The organism is Microbacterium imperiale, assembly GCF_017876655.1.
Taxonomy (GTDB): domain Bacteria; phylum Actinomycetota; class Actinomycetes; order Actinomycetales; family Microbacteriaceae; genus Microbacterium; species Microbacterium imperiale.
Genome location: NZ_JAGIOK010000001.1, coordinates 3,092,435 through 3,111,623 on the forward strand (window position 1 = coordinate 3,092,435; position 19,189 = coordinate 3,111,623).

Consider the following 19,189-nt stretch of genomic DNA (forward strand, 5'->3'; position numbering starts at 1 on the left):
TAGGCCACAGTCCGCGGCGTGTCCGAGCGGATCGCGCGATCGGGCGATGGGCGGACTACCCTGAAGCGTGTCCACTTCTGCTGAACCCACCGCTGTCGAGGCTCCCGAGGAGCCTGCCGTCATCACCTTCCGCGACCTCGGGCTGGGGGAGCAGGTACTGAAGGCGCTCTCCGACGTCGGCTACGAGACCCCCTCGGCCATTCAGGCCGCGACCATCCCCACGCTGCTCGAAGGGCGCGACGTCGTCGGGTTGGCGCAGACCGGTACCGGCAAGACCGCGGCCTTCGCGCTGCCGATCCTCGACCGCCTCGACCTGACGCAGAAGACCACGCAGGCGCTCGTGCTCGCGCCCACCCGTGAGCTCGCCCTGCAGGTGTGCGAGGCGTTCGAGAAGTACGCCTCGCGGACCCGCGGTGTGCACGTGCTGCCCGTCTACGGCGGCCAGGGGTACGGCGTGCAGCTGTCGGCGCTCCGCCGCGGCGTGCACGTCATCGTCGGCACGCCCGGCCGCATCATGGACCACCTCGACAAGGGCACGCTCGACCTGTCGGAGCTGAAGTACCTCGTGCTCGACGAGGCCGACGAGATGCTGAAGATGGGCTTCGCTGAAGACGTCGAGACGATCCTCGCCGACACCCCCGACACCAAGCAGGTCGCCCTGTTCTCGGCGACCATGCCCGCGGCGATCCGCCGCATGTCGAAGCAGTACCTCAACGATCCCGAAGAGATCACGGTCGCCTCCAAGACCACGACGTCGTCGACGATCACCCAGCGCTACCTGATCGTGTCGTACCAGCAGAAGATCGACGCGCTCACCCGCATCCTCGAGGTCGAGAACTTCGAGGCGATGATCGTCTTCGCCCGCACCAAGAGCGCGACCGAAGAGGTCGCCGAGAAGCTGCGCGCCCGCGGCTACTCCGCCGCCGCCATCAACGGCGACGTCGCGCAGGTGCAGCGCGAGCGCACGGTGAACCAGCTGAAGTCGGGCAAGCTCGACATCCTCGTCGCCACGGATGTCGCCGCGCGCGGCCTCGACGTCGAGCGGATCTCGCACGTCGTGAACTTCGACATCTCGACCGACACCGAGTCGTACGTCCACCGCATCGGTCGCACCGGCCGTGCCGGCCGCACGGGCGACGCGATCAGCTTCGTCACCCCGCGCGAGCGGGGCCTCGTCTCGGCGATCGAGCGCGCCACCCGCCAGCCGCTGACGCAGATGCAGCTGCCGAGCGTCGACGAGGTCAACGTCACGCGCCTGTCGCGCTTCGACGACCGCATCACGGCCGCGCTGGAAGAGACCGACCGCATCGAGCGCTTCCGCGACATCATCGCCCACTACGTCCGTCACCACGACGTGCCCGAGGTCGATGTCGCCGCCGCGCTCGCGCTGGTCGCTCAGGGCGAGACGCCGCTGCTGCTCGAGCCCGATCCCGAGCCCCGCGCCCGGGCCCCGCGCGACGACCGCGCGCCGCGTTCCTTCGATCGCGAGGACCGCGACGGCCGCCCCGAGCGCCGCCCGCGCGCGAGCAACCCGAACATGACGACCTACCGCATCGCGGTCGGCAAGCGCCACCGCGTCGAGCCGCGTCAGATCGTCGGCGCCCTGGCGAACGAGGGTGGACTGAGCCGCGGCGACTTCGGCGCGATCCAGATCCGTCCGGACTTCTCGCTCGTCGAGCTGCCGTCCGACATGCCCCAGTCGACGCTCGACCGCCTCGCCGACACCCGCATCTCGGGCAAGGCCATCGAGATCCGGCTCGACACCGGCGGCCCGAGCCGGCGACCGCGTGACCGGCTCGACCGCGACGACCGCTCGAACGACCGAGACGACCGCCCGGCCCGCAAACCCCGCCACCGCTCGGACGCTCGCGACTGACGCCGTGTGACCCCCGCGGCGGACGCAGACGGTACGCACGCATCCGCCGCGGGGCAACCCCGGTTCGCGGCATCCGTTCCGCGTGCACAGTGGAGACCGTCCCGCCACTGCGGGGCATCACACGACGCGATCGGAGGCAGCACATGACTGCGGACCACCACGGACGAGACGACGACGGTCAGCACGAGAGCGACGACGCGGCGGCATCCGCCGGCTCCGAGTCGCCCGAAGAGGGCGCGGAAGCCGAAGAGGCCGCGGAGGACGCGCGGACCGACCGCTGACCTGTCGGCGGTGCCCGTAGCGCCTCGGATGACCGGGCGCAACGGGCATCGCCGGGCATCCGGTCGGCGCGATGCTTCGGGGATGAGCAATCTCTCCCGTCTTGCGAATCTGTCCGGGCGCACCGTCGTGGTCGTCGGCGCGTCGACCGGCATCGGACGGGGAACCGCGCTGCGGGCAGCCCAGTTCGGCGCGGACGTCGTCGTGTTCTCGCGTCGGGCCGACGCGTTGGCCAGCCTCGTCGAGCGGATCGAGGAAGCGGGCGGCAGAGCGCACGCCGTCGTCGGCGATGTGGCCCGGCCCGGTGACGTCGAGCGTCTCGCCGACGAGGCCGAAGCCCTCTTCGGAAAGATCGACGTCTGGATCCACAACGCCGGCGTCGCCACGATCGCGCCGTTCTGGGAGGCGCCGATCGACGAGCACGTTCGGGTCGTCGAGACCAACCTCGCGGGGGCGATGCGCGGCGCTCACACGGCCCTGCGCCGCTTCATCGCGCAGGGGTCGGGTGTGCTGGTGAACACGGCGTCGGTCGAGAGCGTCGTGCCGCTGGCATACCAGGCGTCGTACGCGGCGACCAAGGCCGGGGTGCTCAGCCTGACCCGGACGTTGCAGCAGGAGCTGCGGCTGACGCAGGTCCCGGGCGTCTCGGTGGCCGCGGTGCTGCCGTGGGCGGTGCGCACGCCGTTCTGGCGGCACGCCGGCAACCACGCCGGCCGGGCGCTGCGCATGCCGCTCATGGACGAACCGGAACCGGTCGTCGATGCGCTGCTGTCGGCCGCCGTCGCGCCGAAGGTCGCGCAGCCCGCCGGGTGGAAGGCTCGGGCCTCGCTCATCGGTGCGCGGCTCGCTCCGCGCCTGACGACCCGGCTCGCGGCCGACCTGACTCACGCCCGGCTTCGCGGCGGCAAGACCACACCGCCGAGCTCCGGCGCGGTGCTCCGGCCCCTCGGCGATCCCGCGACGGTCGCCGAGACGCCGCGCCGCTGAGCGGTCGGCGCCCGCGGGCGCCGACCGCCTCTGGCTCAGCGTCGGGAGACGATGCGGCGCAGCACGCGGAACGCACCCCACGCGGCGAGCACCCACGGCCCGGCGACGAGGATCGGGTCGAGCCAGGTGTGGTGCCGATCGACGCGTCCCCGCCCGAACCGGGACCGAATGGGATGCCGCCGTGCCTCGGCCAGCACACCCGTCTCGGTGATCGGGTTGTCGGGACGCGCGCTCGCGAACGACCGCAGGTGCGCGCCGATCGCTTCGACGCGGTCGCCCACGATCAGCAGCAGCCAGTGGGCGGCGCGCCCCTCGCTGAAGCGGTCGTACGCCAGCTTGCGGATCCGGCCCGATACACCGTGCAGTGGCTGCGCGGTACCGAACACGGGCGTCAGGAACGCGTGCTCGATCGAGCGTTCCCGATCCGAATCGAGTGCTTGCCGCGGCGGCATCCCGCGTCCGACCGCCGCGTCGTCGATCTTCTCGACGACGCCCGAGGGGCGGTCGGCGGGATCCAGGTCGACGCCCCAGCCGGGGATCCGCGCGCGCAGCGCCGCACGGTCGGGGGCGGGCCGGGGGACGCTCGCGGTGTAGGGGATGGGCGTGTTCGAGGAGTTCGAGCTCATGGATCAGCCTTCCGACGGGACGACGACGGTCTTGACGCAGTCATCGAGCTTGGACGAGAACATGTGGTACCCCTCGGCGATGTGCTCGAGCGGGACGCGGTGCGTCACGAGGTCGCCGGGGGAGATGTAGCCGGCGCGGATGTGCTCGAACAGTCGCGGCCACTGGCGCTTGACCGGCGCCTGGTTCATCCGCAGCGTCAGGCCCTTGTTGAGCGCGTCGCCGAACTTCACGGCGCTGAACAGCGGACCGTATGCACCGATCACCGAGACGCGGCCGCCCTTGCGGGCGCCGTCGATGGCCCAGTTCAGGGCGATGGGCGACCCGCCCTGCAGCTTGAGCTTGGCCGAGGTGATGTGCTGCGTGACGTTGCCGTCGGCTTCGGCGCCCACCGCGTCGATGACGACGTCGGCCCCGAGATAGTCGGTCATCTTCTTCATCTGCACGACGATGTCCTTGTGCTCCGAGAAGTTGACCGTCTCGGCGTGCGCCAACGTCCGCGCCTTCTCGAGGCGGTAGTCGAGGTGGTCGATGGAGATCACCCGGCCCGCGCCCATGAGCCACGCCGACTGCGCCGCTGCGAGACCGACCGGACCTGCTCCCAGGACCACGACCGTGTCGCCCTCGACGATGTCACCCAGCTGCGCGCCGAAGTACCCCGTCGAATACGCGTCGGTCAGCATGAGCGCGTCTTCGTCCGACATCCATTCCGGGATGACGGTGGGCCCGACGTCCGCGAAGGGGACCCGCACTCGCTCGGCCTGGCCGCCGTCATACCCGCCGGCGGTGTGCGAATAGCCGTAGATGCCGCCGACCGCGTTGGCGTTGACGTTGTGGCAGTTCGAGAACAGACCGCGGGCGCAGAAGTAGCACGAGCCGCAGTAGATGTTGAACGGCACCATGACGCGGTCGCCGACGGCGAGGTTGGTCACGGCCCCGCCGAGCTGCTCGACGACGCCGATGAACTCGTGGCCGAACGTGTGGCCGATGCGGGTGTCGGGCATCATGCCGTGATACAGGTGCAGGTCCGAACCGCAGATCGCCGCGAGGGTCACGCGGATGATCGCGTCATGCGGATGCTCGATGCGCGGATCGGGCTTGTCCTCAACCCGCACTTTGTACGGACCGCGATAGGTCATGGCTTTCATCGATCGCCTCTCTGCCAGTGATCCCGATACCTTGCGGGGCGTCGTCCGCTGTGGCACACGGGGTGGACGCGGCCGCATGCGCGGGCTATCGTGCCGTTCACTCGGCGCGGTCGTCACGGCGCCGGCTTGCACACCGCGCCGACGTCGGTCAAGGCGCTCGGAGGATGCTGCGTCACGCCCCTAGCGTCTCGTCGTACCCCCGAGGAGTTGTATGAGCACCGCCACCGAGACCGTTCCCGTCGGCCACGCCATCGGCGAGGCCCTTCCCTTCTCGCCCCGCGGCCCGGTCAGCGCCATGCTCATGCGTGAGCTCGTCGAGCCGGTGACGGTGGGCCTCCCGCCCGACACGGGCGATATCGTCGGCCGCGCGCTCGCCGAGACGTCCGACATCCTGCACGACGACGACCTGCAGCTGAGCCTCTTCCTGATGTACGCCCTCAGCTACGGCTCGCTCGCCGCGCTCGATGCGACGTGGGAGTGGGAACCGTCGCTCCTCGCGGTGCGGGCGCGCATCGAACGCGCTCTCGAGGCAGCGGTGCGCCGCATCGCCGATGTGGCCGACGCGCCGGCGCCCGAGCGGGATGCCGTCGCGCGCTGGCTGTTCGAACTCACCGCCCCCACGGCCGGCCCGGGGATGTCGCGCTACGTCGCGAAGAAGGCGACGCTCGAGCAGCTGCGCGAGTTCCTGATCCACCGCACGGTCTACACGCTGCGTGAAGCCGACCCGCACTCGTGGGCGATTCCGCGGCTGACGGGGCGCCCGAAGGCGGCGCTGGTCGAGATCCAGTCCGACGAGTACGGCGCGGGCGACCCCGAGCGGGTGCACGCGGCGATCTTCGCTCGGACCGTGCGCGGCGTGGGCCTCGACGACACCTACGGCGCCTACATCGACCAGGTTCCGGCGATCGTCATCGCCAACCACAACGTGATGTCGATGTTCGGTCTGCACCGCCGGCTGCTCGGGGCGGTCATCGGCCACCTCGCCGCCTTCGAGATGACCTCGTCGATCCCGAACCGCTCGTACGGCGACGGATTCCGCCGTCACGGGTTCGGGACCGACGTGACCTGGTATTTCGACGAGCACGTCGAGGCCGACGCCGTCCACGAGCAGATCGCCGGACGCGATCTCGCCGGCGCGCTCGCCGAGGACGAGCCCGCGCTGATGCCCGACATCCTCTTCGGCGCACGCGCGTGTCTCGCGCTCGACGACCTCATGGGCGACCACATCCTGGGCAGCTGGGAGGCGGGGCACAGCTCGCTTCGGCAACCGGTCACGGCACCGGCATGACCGTACGGCAGGCAGCCGAGTACGTGCTGCCGCTGCGGTGGGATGACGCGACGGAGGCCGTCGCCGCCGTCGAGCTGGGGGAGTACCTCGCCTGGCTCGCCTCACGCGTCGATGTCACCGTCGTCGACGGCTCGCCGCCGCAGCTGTTCGCAGCGCATCGTCGCGACTGGCCGGCCGTGCGGATCATGCCGCCGTCCGTCCCCGGCAGGAACGGCAAGGCGCGCGGTGCGATGACGGGGATCCTCGTCGCGCGACACCCGCGCATCGTCATCGCCGACGACGACGTGCGCTACGACCAGCCCGCGCTCGACGCGGTGCTCGACGCCCTCGAACGGGCCGACGTCGTGCGGCCGCAGAACGTGTGGACCAGACGCCCCTGGCACGCCCGGTGGGACACCGGCCGGACGCTCCTCAACCGCGCGTGCGGGGGCGACTACAGCGGCACCGTGGGCGTGCGGGCCGAGCTCGCGCGCCCCGGCTACGACACCGACGTGCTGTTCGAGAACCTCGAACTCGAACGCACCGTCCGTGCCCGCGGCGGACGCGTCGTCGTCGCGCGCGGGCTCTACGTCGGGCGCCACCCCGCGTCCGGTCACCGCTTCGGCGAGCAGCGCGTGCGCCAGGCCTACGACAGCTTCGCGCAGCCCCAGCGCCTGCTGGTGGAGCTCGCGCTCGCACCGGTCGCGGTGACGCTGGCACGGCGGCATCCGTTCGGTCTCGCTGTCGCTGCGGGCGCGATCGTCGCTGCGGCGGAGGTGGGGCGACGCCGCGACGGCGGAGCGGAGGTCTTCGGGGCGACCGATGCGCTGTGGGCGCTGCCCTGGGCAGGCGAGCGGGCGATCACGAGCTGGATCGCGGTGTGGTGGCGGCTGCGCGGCGGCGTGCCCTACCGCGGAACGAAGCTGCGACGAGCGGCGAACTCCCTGCGGCGACTGCGGAAGAAGGAGAGACGATGACCGAGCGCAAGAGCGAGACGACGAGGATCACGGCGTACCCCGACGGGCCCCTGATCGTGCGCGGCGAGATCGATCTGCGCGACGACGCGGGCAACCCGATCCCGTGCACCCGCCGGACGGTCGCCCTCTGCCGGTGCGGAGTCAGCGCGATCAAGCCGTTCTGCGACGGCACGCACAAGCTCGTCGGGTTCACCGCCGACTGATCCCGGAACGCCGCAGCGGGCGGGATCCGAAGACCCCGCCCGCCGCTGGTCGTACGCCGCGACGCTCAGAGCTTGTCGCGGATGACGCCCTCGGCCTTGTCGATGATGTTCGGCTTCGCGTCCGTCCCGTAGAGCCGGGGGTCGGGCTGCGTGGGCGGCGGCATGGGAACCGACGTGTCGGGACCGTCGAGGTACGTGAACTCGCCCTTGCCGTCCGGCGTCGGGCCCGAGGCCCACGAGCCCTCCGCAGCGGCGGCGCCGTCCGAGAAGTTGATGTACTTGTACGAGTGCTCGCGCGCCTCGTTCGACAGCGGGAAGTTCAGCGGCACGGGAATGTCCTCCACGCCCTCTTCGCGCAGCTCCTGAGCGGCACGGATCCACTGGTTCTGGTGCATCGTGTCGCGCGCCAGGAGGAACGAGAGCATGTCCCGGACGCCCTTGTCGTCGGTCATGTGGTAGATCCGCGCGACCTGCACGCGGCCCTGCATCTCCGCGTTCGCGTTGGCCGTGAAGTCGGCGAGAAGGTTGCCGCTGGCCGTGACGTACGAACCCTGCCAGGGGTTGCCGTTGGAGTCGACGGGGCGTGCGCCGGCACCGGCGACGATCGCGGCCTGCACGTCCATTCCGCCGATCACGGCCCCGAGCACCGGGTCGGACTTCGCCGCAGCCTCGGACTGCTCGGCGGGGGCCTTCTCGAGCAGCTGGGCGATCATGATCGCGAGCATCTCGACGTGGCCGAACTCCTCTGCGCCGATGCCGTAGAGCAGGTCGCGGTACTTGCCCGGGATGTGGGCGTTCCAGGCCTGGAACCCGTACTGCATCGCAACGGTGATCTCGCCGTACTGACCGCCGAGCACCTCCTGCATGCGGCGCGCGAAGATCGCGTCCGGCTTCTCAGGGCGGGCTTCGAACTGCAATTCCTGACGATGAAAGAACATGTCACCTCCTGGGGATTGCCGAACGCCGAAATGCGCCGACGCCGCGAACGTATGGCGGGCAGCGGACGCCTGCCACGGGCCTTGACGCGTCGCCCTTCCGGTGCGACCATCACGCCCGCGCGCATCCGTGACCGGCCCTGCGCCGCTGTCAACCCCCGGGTGTTCCGCCGCTCCGCTTCAGAGGATCGGCGCGACCGAAGGAGAAGCCATGACCGATCATCGCCCCCGGGTGACCGCAGTGGCGGAGGGTGTGCTCCAGCTCGAGCGCGGCGGCGTCAACGCCTATCTCATCGCCTCGGACGACGGGCTCGTGCTCGTCGACGCCGGGTTGCCGCGCACCTGGCCGCTGCTCGAAGAGGCTCTCGCGTCGATCGGCGCGCGCGTCGCCGACATCGATGCGCTGCTGCTGACGCACGGTCACTTCGACCACGTCGGCATGTGCGACCGTCTCGTCGACGAGCACCACCTCGTGCCGAGGGTGCACGCCGGCGACGAGGAGCTCGTGCGGCATCCGTACCGCTACGCGCACGAATCGGCGCGCTTCCCGTACCCCTTCCGCTATCCCAGTGCGCTGCCGATCCTCGCGCGCATGGTCGCCGGCGGAGCCCTCGGGGTGAAGGGCGTCCAGGCCGAGCCGACGATCGTCGCCGGTGAGACGATCCCGCTCGCGGGCGGCATCCGTCCCATCTTCACTCCCGGCCACACCGACGGTCACTGCGCGTTCCTGCTCGAACGGCAGGGCATCCTGCTCACGGGCGATGCGCTCGTGACCCTCGACCCGTACACCGGCCGCACCGGGCCGCGGGCCGTCGCCCGGGCCGCCACGGCCCGCAGCGAGGAAGCGCTCGCGTCATTGCTGGTGCTGGGGGAGACGAACGCCCGTCTCGTGCTGCCCGGTCACGGTGCCGCGTGGGACGACGGCGGCATCCGCTCGGCCGTGACGATCGCGCGCTCCCGCGGCGTCGACTGAGGCGCCCGCGCGGTGCCTCGCCGCCGGGGCGGTGTCAAGCCCCGTGAGGCCGCGTCGCAGACCGGGTCGAGTGGACCCAACGACCACGACAGAAAGGGATGACCATGGAACCCCAGCAGCAGAACGTCCCGGGAACCGACCAGGAGATGACGCCCAAGCCGGACTACGGCGAGAGCAGCTACCGTGGCTCGGGTCGACTGGCCGGCAAGCGCGCCCTGATCACCGGAGGCGACAGCGGCATCGGCAAGGCCGTCGCCCTCGCGTACGCCCGTGAAGGTGCCGACGTCGCGATCAGCTACCTCAACGAGCACGAGGACGCCGAAGAAGCCCGTCGCTTCGTCGAAGAAGCCGGGCGTCGCGCGGTGCTCATCCCCGGCGACATCTCCGACCCCGCGCACTGCCGCGAGGTCGTGCGCCGCACCGTCGAGGAGCTCGGCGGACTGGACATCATCGTCAGCAACGCGGCCTACCAGATGAACCGCGAGACCCTCGAAGAGATCCCCGACGAGGAGTGGGACTTCACGTGGGCGACGAACGTCGACGCGTACTTCCACATCGTCAAGGCGGCGCTTCCCCACCTCGGACCCGGTGCATCGATCATCGGCTCCAGCTCGGTGCAGTCCGACCAGCCGTCGCCGAACCTGCTGCCGTACGCCGCGACGAAGTCGGCGATCGCCAGCATCACGGCATCGCTCGCGCAGATGCTGGGCGAGCGCGGCATCCGGGCCAACAGCGTCGCGCCGGGACCGATCTGGACGCCGCTGATCCCCGCCACCCTGCCGGAGGAGGCCGTCGAGAGCTTCGGCGAGCAGACCCCGCTCGGACGCGTCGGACAGCCGGCGGAGCTCGCGCCCGCCTACGTGCTGCTGGCCTCGGACGAGGCGTCGTACATCTCGGGAGCCCGCCTGGCGGTCACCGGCGGCAAGCCCATCCTCTGAGCGCAGCGGCCGTCGCCGTTCGTTCATCGAACGCTCGCCCGTGGTTCACACGCCACGGGCGAGCGGGGCCCGACGATGGATCGCACCCGTCGCCGTCCCGGAAGGCCCGCCATGACCGCTCCGCTTCGCGTCCTCACCCTGACCGAGGGCTTCTTCGCGGGAGGAGCGCGCATCCTCCACAGCGACGTCGTCGCGGGGCTGCATGCGAGCGGAAGCCAACGTCACAGCGTGCTCGCGATCGCGTCGCGGGCTCGGCGCGAGGCGACGGTGCAGCCGATGGCCGCCGACCCCCGCTACCGCTCGCTGCGGGCGTCGGGCGTGAGCATCACGTCGCTCGGCAAGACCGCCGGCGGCGTTCCGCACGCACCGCATACGTTCTCGTCGCGGCAGCTGCGTACGGCGTCGCGAGCGATCGCCGCCGCCGATGTCGTCCTCTCGCTCAAGGAGCAGCCGCTCGGTCTGCTGCTGGCGCTCGACGAGGCGATGATGCTGCCCGACCGCCCCGTCGTCGCGTGCCTGCACCGCTCCGATCCGGAGCACTCGGGCGAGGCGCTGACCTGGCTGCGCACGAGCGCGGAGCGGGGCATCGTCACGGCGTCCGTCTCGTGTGCGCACGCCACCGACGCCGCGTATGGTCCCGCGCTCGCCGGGGCCGCGCGCCACACCGTCGACAACGGCATCGATCTGACGCGGTTCCGCCCCGCTCTCACCCGGGGCGCAGACCCGATCCGACGCGAGCTGGGGATCCCGGATGCCGCCTCCGTCGTCGTCTACGCGGCGCGGTTCGACGACATGAAGGACCCCGAGCTGTTCTTCCGCGCCGTCGCCGCCCACGTCGAGATGGCACCTGACGCGCACTATGTCGTCTGCGGCGCGGGGATGACGCGTGACAACGCCGCGCTGCGGGCGTTGCTCGCTCGGGTCGACGGGGCCCGCGTGCACGCCCTGGGCATCCGCGACGACATGCCGGCGATCTACCGCGCGGCGGATGTGGTCGCCCTGACGAGCGCCTACGGCGAGGCCGCGCCCCTGTGCCTGCTCGAGGGCGCCGCCTCGGGTGCGGTGCCGGTCACCACCGACGTCGGCGACGCGGCACGCCTCGTCGCGGGCTTCGGCATCGTGACCGGGCGCGACCCGCGCGAGATCGCCGCGGCCTGGCAGCGCGCGTGCACTGACCGTGCCGGCTTCACCGCGGCGCTGCTCGCCGCGCGGCCGGGACTGGGCCGTGACCGGATGGTGCGTGAGTACGGCGCGGTCATCGCGGCCCAGCGACGCGCGCTGCGTCTCGCAGCCTGAGTCCGCTGCCTCCGGCCGCTGCCTCGGGGCGCTGCCTCGCCGGATCGGCGGGTCAGGGCAGGATGCCGAGGCGCCGGGCGCGTGCGACGGCGGCGTGCCGGGTCGAGGCGTCGAGCTTGGCCATCGCCGCCTGCAGGTAGGACTTCACGGTGCCCTCCTTCAGGTTCAGCGTGAGGGCGATCTCGGCGTTGGTCGAACCGAGCGCGCAACAGGCGAGCACGTCGAGCTCGCGGGGCGACAGCTGTACGTCCGTTTCGGCGCCGCCACCGGAGCCTTCGCGAGCGACGGCCGCGAGGCGCTGCTCCACCGCCGCCAGGCGCTGCCGGAGTGCGGCATCGTCGACGGTGGCCGCGATGCTGCGCAGCTCGGCGAAGCTCTCGCGCAGGTCCTCCTTCGCCGCGGGCGACAGACCCGCCGCCGCCTCGGGCGGCGGTGTGAGGGCCACGAGGCGCCGCTGGACCTCGTCACGGATGCGCAACTCCGCTCCGACGGCGTCGGCGGCGCGGAACGCGGGGCGTGCGACGAGGTCGCCGACGGGTGCTTGCGACCATGACCCGCAGTACAGCACGCCCCGGGCGCGCCCGTCGGTGACGATGGGCACCGCGAACAGCGTGGCGATGCCCTCGCCGAGGATCGCCCGGTCGTAGTCGTGCGTGATGGTGCGTGCCGTGCGGTACTCCAGCGCCAGACGCGGGCGCTTCTCGATCATCGCGGCCCCGCCGAGCCCGCGGCCGACCTTGACCACCAGGTCGTCGATCGCGTGCGAGCGGGCGCCGGCGATCGCTGTGACGCGCACCGACCCCTCGGTCTCGAGTCCGCCGAAGACGACGGGAAAGCGTGTGCTGCGGGAGAGGTCGTCGACCGCGCGAGAGACCAGCTGCGCGTCGCTGTCGGGTGCCGCCAGTGCCGTCACGCACTACCTACTTCCGGGGGTGACGGCCTCGTTGCCGCCTTTCGTAGCGTCGACCCTACCATCGCGGTCCGTCGTCGACGACGGTCGTGCGAGCAGTCGCTCACCATGAGGCAAGGAGGCCACATGACCGCATCGAACCTTCCCTCGTCCCCGCCAGGACGGGTCGATTTTGTCGCCGTCGAGGAGTCGGCGCCGTTCCGCGAGCTCAAGCGGAAGCACCGCAGTTTCGTCTGGCCGCTGACGGTGGTGTTCCTCGTCTGGTACTTCGTCTACGTGCTGCTGTCGTCGTTCGCGACGGACTTCATGGCGCAGCGCGTCTGGGGTGACGTCACGGTCGGGCTGCTGTTCGGTCTCGGGCAGTTCGTCACGACGTTCGCGATCACCATGGGCTACGTGCGGTACGCCAACCGACGCCTCGACCCGATCTCGTCTTCGATCCGCGCCGACCTCGAGCGCACGGAGGGAATCTCGTGAACGGCGTGTGGGAGGCCGTGACCGGCCTGGGCTCCGCGATCGTCGCGGCGGGGGAGACCGTCGACAACAACCCCGTCTTGAACATCTCGATCTTCGGCGCCTTCGTCGCGGTGACGCTGTTCATCGTCATCCGCGCCAGCCGCAACAACAAGACCGCCGCCGACTACTACGCCGCCGGACGCTCGTTCACCGGACCGCAGAACGGCTTCGCGATCGCGGGCGACTACCTCTCGGCGGCATCCTTCCTCGGCATCTGCGGCGCCATCGCGATCAACGGGTACGACGGGTTCCTGTACTCGATCGGGTTCCTCGTCGCGTGGCTCGTCGCCCTGCTGCTCGTCGCCGAGCTGATGCGCAACACCGGCAAGTTCACGATGGCCGACGTGCTGTCGTTCCGGCTCAAGCAGACGCCGGTGCGGATGGCCGCGGCGATCACGACCCTCGCGGTGTGCTTCTTCTACCTGTTGGCGCAGATGGCCGGTGCCGGCGGGCTCGTCTCGCTGCTGCTCGGCATCACCGAGCAGGTCGGCCAGTCGATCGTCGTCGCGGTCGTGGGCGTGCTCATGATCGTCTACGTGCTGATCGGCGGCATGAAGGGCACGACGTGGGTGCAGATCGTCAAGGCGTTCCTGCTCATCGGCGGCGCCCTGGTGATGACGGTCTGGGTGCTCGCCATCAACGGGTTCAACCTCAACACCCTGCTCGAGAGCGCCGTCGCAGCGTCGCCGAAGGGCGAGGCCATCCTCGGGCCGGGGCTGCAGTACGGCGCGAACCCGTGGGACTTCATCTCTCTCGCCCTCGCCCTGGTGCTGGGGACGGCAGGTCTGCCGCACGTACTGATGCGCTTCTATACGGTCCCCACGGCCAAGGAGGCGCGCCGTTCGGTCGTGTGGGCGATCTGGCTCATCGGCCTGTTCTACCTGCTGACGCTCGTGCTCGGCTACGGCGCGGGAGCCCTCGTCGGGCCCGAGCGCATCGCCGCGGCGCCGGGTGGGGTCAACTCGGCGGCTCCGCTGCTCGCGCTCGAGCTCGGTGGACCGCTGCTGCTGGGCTTCATCTCGGCGGTCGCCTTCGCGACGATCCTCGCGGTCGTCGCGGGCCTGACCATCACCGCAGCGGCGTCGTTCGCCCACGACATCTACGCGAACGTCGTGAAGAAGGGCGATGTGCCGCCGGACGGGGAAGTGAAGGTGGCCCGCCGCACGGTGATCGTCATCGGCATCCTGGCGATCCTCGGCGGGATCGGCGTGCAGGGACAGAACGTCGCGTTCCTGGTGGCGCTGGCCTTCGCGGTCGCGGCCTCGGCGAACCTGCCGACGATCATCTACTCGCTGTTCTGGCGCAAGTTCACCACTCGCGGCGCGGTATGGAGCATGTACGGCGGTCTCGCGGCTGCCATCATCCTCATCGTGCTGTCGCCGGTGTTCTGGGGCACCGAGACCAGTGTGTTCAAGAACGTCGGCGTGGCGATCTGGCCGCTGAACAACCCGGGCATCGTCTCGATCCCGCTCGGCTTCTTCCTCGGCTGGATCGGGTCGGTGACTTCGCGGACGAAGGAGGATCCGCTCAAGGCCGCCGAGATGGAGGTGCGCTCGCTCACCGGTCACGGCGCCGAGAAGGCCGTCGACCACTGACGGAACGCTGACGCACAGGCGGCCCCGGGCATCACTGGCCCGGGGCCGCCTCGCGTTCCGGCGCGGCCTACTCGCGCGCGGGACCCTCCCGGCTCTCGAGGTCGAGCAGGAAGCGTTTGCGCTCGGGATGCCCGCCGTACTCGCCGATCGAACCGTCACTGCGCACGACGCGATGCGCCGGGATGACGAGCGAGATGGGGGTGCGCGCGCACGCGGAGCCGACGGCGCGGTGCGCGCGCGGCGAACCCGCCGCAGCGGCGACCTCGCCGTAGGTCGCGGCTTCGCCGTACGGGATGTCGCACACGGCGCGCAGCGCAGCAGCGGCGAAGCCGCCGGGGGCGAGCCGCCAGTCGATCGGGGTGGCGAATCGCTGCAGGCGGCCGGCGAAGTAGGCATCCAGCTCGGCGGCGACGCCCCGCGCGGCGGCAGGGTCGGGCACGGGAGCGTCGCGGAGAGCGACGGCGAGATCGGCGACGGCGATCTCGGCGGGGCGATCGAGGATCTCGAGGGCGGCGAGGCCCGCATCGGTCACCACGATGAGGGCCTCGCCGATCGGTGTCGGGTGCACCGAGAACGCTGCGTCGGTCATGGCTCCATCATCCCGGCGCGCCGCTCGCGGCCCGGGTCACGGATGCAGAAATGGGGACGGTTCGTAGCCGGGACACGATGGGGAGGAAGCGCCGGTGATCCGGCGTGTCGGCAATAGCGCGAAACTCGGCAGGGCTGAACCCCGGATGCCGACGGGCCGCTTAGGGTGTGTGCTGTGTGGCGTGGAGATCGAGGAGCCGTCCGACCGGACGCGACCGACGAGGTTCGGGTGGATTCGGTGACCCCCGCGCAGCTCAGTGTCGCCGACGAAGACGTCAGTATCGCGCACGTCGCGGAGCCCGAGCGCGAGCGCATCCGCCTGCAGGCGGCGAAGCTGGGCGGCCGCTCGACGCTGCTGCACTACATCGCCTCCGACGACGTCGGCATCGACATCACCAAGGCCCACCCCGGCAGCCTGCCGCAGTTCATCACCGGCCGCTCGACCCTGCTGTCGAACCTCTTCCGCGACGAGGTCGCGCTGCGCACGGCCCGACTCGCCGCCGGCCGCATCACCGCCAAGGACGTCGAGCTGCGCACGACCCGCGGACTCGACACCGTCCACCTCGGCGTGGGATTCGCGTCATGGCGCGCCGGCGGACTGACCTACAACGCGCCCGTGCTGCTGCGGCCGCTGGCGATCCGCCGGCACCACGGCGACTTCGACCTTAAGCTGCACGGCTCGTTCGCCGTCAACCCCGAGCTCGTCGAGGTCGCCCGCACGCACTTCGGCATCGACCTCGATCGACGGGGCCTGGCCGCGCTCGCCTACGACGGCGGCGTGTTCAAGCCGCAGCCCGTGATCGATCATCTGCGGGCCCTGACGGCGCACGTCGACACCTTCACCGTCCAGCCGCGCCTGATCGTCTCGACCTTCGCCGACGTTGCCGCGCGCGCCGAGCGCGATGCGGCTGACCTCGACGTACCCGTGCTGAATGCGCTCGCCGGCCACGACGACGACCGGGCGCTGGTCGCGATGCGTCACCCGGTGCCCGACGCCGTGCCGGCGGACGACCGCCCGCCGGCATCCGACCGCCTGCTGCTCGACGCCGACGCCGAGCAGGAGGGCGTGCTCGACCGCATCGTGGCGGGCCAGTCCCTCGTCGTCCACACGCTGCCCGGAACCGGCGGCACGCAGACGGTCATCAACGCCGTCGGCGAGCTCGTGCGCCGCGGCAAGCGCGTGCTGGTCGTCAGCGCCCGCCGTTCCACGCTCGAGGGCGTGCGTCATCGCCTCGCCGGCATCGGCCTGCCCGGCCTCGCCGTGTCGCCGCGCGGCGTGCACCGCGACCTGATCCGCGCGATCGCGCGCAACGAGAAGGCCGAGCACCCGAAGATGGGTGAGATCGACGACGCCCTCGTGCGGTTGCGCAGCGTTCTGCGCGACTACCGCGCGGCCCTGACGCAGCGGCATCCGATGCTCGGCGTCTCGCCGCTCGAGGTGCTGCAGAAGCTCACGACGATCGCGGCGGAAGACCCGCAGCCCTCCGCAGCCACCCGTTTCGACGCGCCGACGCTGCAGCGCCTGTCGACCCGCCGTGCCGAGGCCGCCGGGAAGCTGGCGACCGCCGCACGGCTGGGGGAGTTCCGCTTCGGCCCCGACGACTCGCCGTGGTACGGCGTGGCCTTCGAGACAACCGAGCAGGCGCGGGCCGCCCACGCCCTCGCGGGGCGGCTGCACCGCAGCGAGGTGCCCGAGATCCTCGAGCGCGCCTACGAGCTGATCGGGCAGACGCGCATGCGTCCGTTCACGACGCTCGCCGAGCTCGGCGCCTACATCCGCCTGCTGCAGGGCATCCGCGCATCGCTCGACCGGTTCAGCCTCACCGTGTTCGAACGGCCGCTGGCCGACCTCATCGAGGCGCACTCGACGCGCCGCGACACCCCCGACATGAACGGAGCGACGCGCCGCCGGCTGCGCCGCCTGTCGAAGGAGTACGTGCGTCCCGGCATGCACGTGACCGACATGCACGACGCGCTCGTGCGGGTGCAGAAGCAGCGCGAGCAGTGGCAGCGGGTCGCCGAGGCGGGCGTCGTGCCCGAGATCCCCGCCGGCCTCGACGCGGTCGCGACGTCGTGGCAGCGCGTCGATGCCGACCTCGCCGAACTCTCGCGCGTGCTCGGCCCCGGCAACGACCTGCTGGCCACGCCCATCCCCGATCTGGTCCGCACCCTGGCCGGCCTCGCCGCCGACTCCGACGTATTCGACAACCTCGTCGAGCGTGCCACCCTGCGCGGCGAGCTCGCGGCGCTCGGACTCGACCCCCTGCTCACCGAGCTGTCGGTGCGCCACGTTCCGGAAGAGCGTGTGGCGTCGGAGTTCGAGTTCGCGTGGTGGCAGTCCGCGCTCGAGGCGATGCTGCGCGGCGACCGCGCGCTGCTCGGCGCCAACACGAGCGTCGTCGACCGGCTCGAGCGCGACTTCCGACTCGTCGACGAGGCGCATGCGGCGTCGGCGGGTCAGCAGCTCGCCGCCGAGCTCGCGACCCGCTGGAAGATCGCGATCGTCGACGAGGCCGACGAGACGGCCGCGCTCAAGGCCGCGCTGCGCGAGGGGACGGCCTCGGCAGCGGAACTGCTCGCCGTGGCGCCCAAGCTCCTGCGCACGCTCGCCCCCGTCTGGATCGCCTCGCCCTACGAGGTGTCGGCACTGCCGGCCCGCCCCGCGTTCGATGTCGTCGTGATCGCGGATGCCGCTGCGCTCAGCGTCGCCGAGTCGGCCTCGGCGCTGCGCCGTGGCCGCCAGATCGTGGCTTTCGGCGATCCGGTGACGCAGCGACCCACGCCGTTCGCGATCGCCGCCGACCGCGACCCGTCCGACGAACCGCTGGTCGACCCCGAAGAGCCGAGCGTCTTCGAGCGTCTCGCCGAGATCGTGCCCGTCGAGACCCTCACCCGCAGCTACCGCGCCGGCGGCGAAGACCTCGCCGAGCTCGTCAACGAAGCCTTCTACGGCGGCGAGATCGTCTCGTTCCCCTGGGCGGGGTCGTACCTCGGTCGGGGCAGCCTCAGCGTGGACTACGTCGAGGGTGGAGTCGGCGCGCCCGATCCGGACTCCGGTGCCGTCGAGAGCCCCGATGCCGAGGTGGCCCGCGTCGTCACCCTCGTGGTCGAGCACGCCGTGAACCGGCCGAAGGAATCGCTCATGGTGGTCACGGCATCCACCAAGCACGCGCTGCGCATCCGCGCAGCGGTCGAGGCGGCCTTCGCCGGACGCTCGGATGTCGCCGAGTTCGTCGGTCGCGAAACGGCCGAGCCGTTCGCCGTGCTGGGCCTCGAGGAGTCGGTCGCCGAGAGCCGCGACCGCGTGGTGTTCTCGCTGGGCTACGGACTGACCCGGCACGGACGCGTGCTCAGCGACTTCGGTGTGCTCTCCGAGCCCGACGGTGAGCGCCTGCTCACGGTGGGCATGACCCGAGCGCGCCGTTCGATGGTCATCGTGTCGTCGATCCGGCCGTCGGCGTTCGACGACGGACGCCTCGAGAACGGCGCCGCGACGCTCATGTCGATCCTCGGCAACCTCGCGGCACGTTCGCGCGAAGCCCGCCTCGAAGACCTCGCCGACCCGCTGACCCTGGCGCTGGCCCAGAACCTGCGGCGCCTCGGCGTCGCCGTGGACGTCGCCTACCGCGGCATCCTGCCCCTCGTCGCCCAGCGCGACGGCAAGGCCGTCGTCGTCGAGGGCGACCCCGAAACGATCGGCCAGTCGCTGCGCGAATCGCTGCGTCTGCGTCCGCAGATCCTGCGGCGACTCGGTTGGCACTACATCCGGGTGCACTCGTTCGACCTCTACAGCGACCCCGCCGGTGTCGCGGCGCGCGTCGCGGCGATCCTCGGGGTCGAGCCCGAGGCGCCGACGGCCGACGCGAGCACCGAACCCCTCGATGTCATCGAGTGATCGGCAGCGGGTCGAGCGCGTCGGGCGACGCCGTGCCCGCCTGACAGCGGCGCCGGGGACGACCCCCGAGCCGATCCCGGCCGATGAGACGACGGATGCCCCGGCCGGCGCTGAGGGCGCGGCCGGGGCATCCGGTCCGAACGATGCGCGCATGCGGAACGACGTCCCGCCGCACTACTGAC

18 protein-coding genes are annotated in these 19,189 nt (G+C 71.3%); 13 read left to right on the plus strand and 5 right to left on the minus strand.

The genetic code is table 11. The features are described from left to right. Positions 1–67: 67 nt before the first annotated feature. The 3 genes from JOF37_RS14990 (at position 68) to JOF37_RS15000 (ending at position 3,142) form a co-directional block, all read left to right on the plus strand. Positions 68–1,876, plus strand: a complete 1,809-nt coding sequence (locus JOF37_RS14990) for a DEAD/DEAH box helicase (protein WP_210007556.1) — start codon at positions 68–70, stop codon at positions 1,874–1,876. Positions 1,877–2,019: 143 nt separating this feature from the next. Continuing rightward, positions 2,020–2,157 (plus strand): hypothetical protein, encoded by a 138-nt coding sequence (locus JOF37_RS14995; RefSeq protein WP_210007557.1) that lies wholly within the window; start codon positions 2,020–2,022, stop codon positions 2,155–2,157. An 82-nt stretch (positions 2,158–2,239) separates the two neighbouring features. Further along, a complete protein-coding gene (locus JOF37_RS15000) occupies positions 2,240–3,142 on the plus strand; it encodes an SDR family NAD(P)-dependent oxidoreductase (protein ID WP_210007558.1) in 903 nt (300 codons plus the stop codon). A gap of 35 nt (positions 3,143–3,177) precedes the next feature. On the opposite strand, the gene JOF37_RS15005 is transcribed toward JOF37_RS15000, so the two are convergent. Both JOF37_RS15005 and JOF37_RS15010 read right to left on the minus strand, forming a co-directional pair. After that, positions 3,178–3,741, minus strand: coding sequence for a hypothetical protein (locus tag JOF37_RS15005; RefSeq protein ID WP_210007842.1), 564 nt, complete (start codon positions 3,739–3,741; stop codon positions 3,178–3,180). Between the two features lie 30 nt (positions 3,742–3,771). Further along, positions 3,772–4,914 (minus strand): zinc-dependent alcohol dehydrogenase, encoded by a 1,143-nt coding sequence (locus tag JOF37_RS15010; protein WP_210007559.1) that lies wholly within the window; start codon positions 4,912–4,914, stop codon positions 3,772–3,774. Positions 4,915–5,125: 211 nt separating this feature from the next. Here JOF37_RS15010 and JOF37_RS15015 point away from each other — a divergent pair, with 211 nt between their 5' ends. The 3 genes from JOF37_RS15015 to JOF37_RS15025 are packed head-to-tail and all read left to right on the plus strand — an operon-like array spanning position 5,126 to position 7,361. Then, positions 5,126–6,202 carry an iron-containing redox enzyme family protein gene (locus JOF37_RS15015; RefSeq protein WP_210007560.1) on the plus strand — a complete coding sequence of 359 codons (1,077 nt, stop codon included), beginning with the start codon at positions 5,126–5,128 and terminating at the stop codon, positions 6,200–6,202. Continuing rightward, a complete protein-coding gene (locus JOF37_RS15020) occupies positions 6,199–7,158 on the plus strand; it encodes a glycosyltransferase family 2 protein (protein ID WP_210007561.1) in 960 nt (319 codons plus the stop codon). Before JOF37_RS15015 ends, JOF37_RS15020 begins: the two co-directional genes overlap by 4 nt. After that, the gene (locus JOF37_RS15025; RefSeq protein ID WP_210007562.1) at positions 7,155–7,361 is read left to right on the plus strand and encodes a CDGSH iron-sulfur domain-containing protein; all 207 of its coding nucleotides are present in this window, start codon (positions 7,155–7,157) and stop codon (positions 7,359–7,361) included. Before JOF37_RS15020 ends, JOF37_RS15025 begins: the two co-directional genes overlap by 4 nt. A gap of 65 nt (positions 7,362–7,426) precedes the next feature. Here the strand turns inward: JOF37_RS15025 and JOF37_RS15030 are convergent, their stop codons facing one another. Then, the gene (locus JOF37_RS15030; RefSeq protein ID WP_210007563.1) at positions 7,427–8,299 is read right to left on the minus strand and encodes a manganese catalase; all 873 of its coding nucleotides are present in this window, start codon (positions 8,297–8,299) and stop codon (positions 7,427–7,429) included. 208 nt (positions 8,300–8,507) lie between these two features. On the opposite strand from JOF37_RS15030, the gene JOF37_RS15035 reads away from it, so the two are divergent. The 3 genes from JOF37_RS15035 (at position 8,508) to JOF37_RS15045 (ending at position 11,503) form a co-directional block, all read left to right on the plus strand. Next, a complete protein-coding gene (locus JOF37_RS15035; protein WP_210007564.1) occupies positions 8,508–9,269 on the plus strand; it encodes an MBL fold metallo-hydrolase in 762 nt (253 codons plus the stop codon). A 98-nt stretch (positions 9,270–9,367) separates the two neighbouring features. Then, on the plus strand, positions 9,368–10,207 hold the full coding sequence (locus JOF37_RS15040) for an SDR family oxidoreductase (RefSeq protein WP_245338184.1): 840 nt from the start codon (positions 9,368–9,370) through the stop codon (positions 10,205–10,207). A gap of 111 nt (positions 10,208–10,318) precedes the next feature. Then, positions 10,319–11,503: a glycosyltransferase gene (locus JOF37_RS15045; RefSeq protein WP_210007565.1), complete on the plus strand. Its 1,185-nt coding sequence runs from the start codon at positions 10,319–10,321 to the stop codon at positions 11,501–11,503. 52 nt (positions 11,504–11,555) lie between these two features. On the opposite strand, the gene JOF37_RS15050 is transcribed toward JOF37_RS15045, so the two are convergent. Continuing rightward, entirely contained in the window at positions 11,556–12,416 is an 861-nt protein-coding gene (locus JOF37_RS15050) for a helix-turn-helix transcriptional regulator (RefSeq protein WP_210007566.1), read from the minus strand. 123 nt (positions 12,417–12,539) lie between these two features. Between JOF37_RS15050 and JOF37_RS15055 the strand changes: the two genes are divergently transcribed. Both JOF37_RS15055 and JOF37_RS15060 read left to right on the plus strand, forming a co-directional pair. Then, the gene (locus tag JOF37_RS15055) at positions 12,540–12,890 is read left to right on the plus strand and encodes a DUF485 domain-containing protein (protein ID WP_210007567.1); all 351 of its coding nucleotides are present in this window, start codon (positions 12,540–12,542) and stop codon (positions 12,888–12,890) included. A gap of 5 nt (positions 12,891–12,895) precedes the next feature. Further along, positions 12,896–14,524 carry a monocarboxylic acid transporter gene (locus JOF37_RS15060; RefSeq protein ID WP_372445488.1) on the plus strand — a complete coding sequence of 543 codons (1,629 nt, stop codon included), beginning with the start codon at positions 12,896–12,898 and terminating at the stop codon, positions 14,522–14,524. A gap of 67 nt (positions 14,525–14,591) precedes the next feature. Here the strand turns inward: JOF37_RS15060 and JOF37_RS15065 are convergent, their stop codons facing one another. Then, on the minus strand, positions 14,592–15,113 hold the full coding sequence (locus JOF37_RS15065; RefSeq protein WP_210007568.1) for a methylated-DNA--[protein]-cysteine S-methyltransferase: 522 nt from the start codon (positions 15,111–15,113) through the stop codon (positions 14,592–14,594). Between the two features lie 228 nt (positions 15,114–15,341). On the opposite strand from JOF37_RS15065, the gene JOF37_RS15070 reads away from it, so the two are divergent. Beyond that, positions 15,342–19,007: an AAA family ATPase gene (locus tag JOF37_RS15070; RefSeq protein ID WP_210007569.1), complete on the plus strand. Its 3,666-nt coding sequence runs from the start codon at positions 15,342–15,344 to the stop codon at positions 19,005–19,007. Beyond that, positions 18,994–19,188 carry a hypothetical protein gene (locus JOF37_RS15075; RefSeq protein WP_210007570.1) on the plus strand — a complete coding sequence of 65 codons (195 nt, stop codon included), beginning with the start codon at positions 18,994–18,996 and terminating at the stop codon, positions 19,186–19,188. The genes JOF37_RS15070 and JOF37_RS15075 overlap by 14 nt, the downstream gene beginning before the upstream one ends. The last annotated feature ends 1 nt before the right edge of the window (position 19,189 follow it).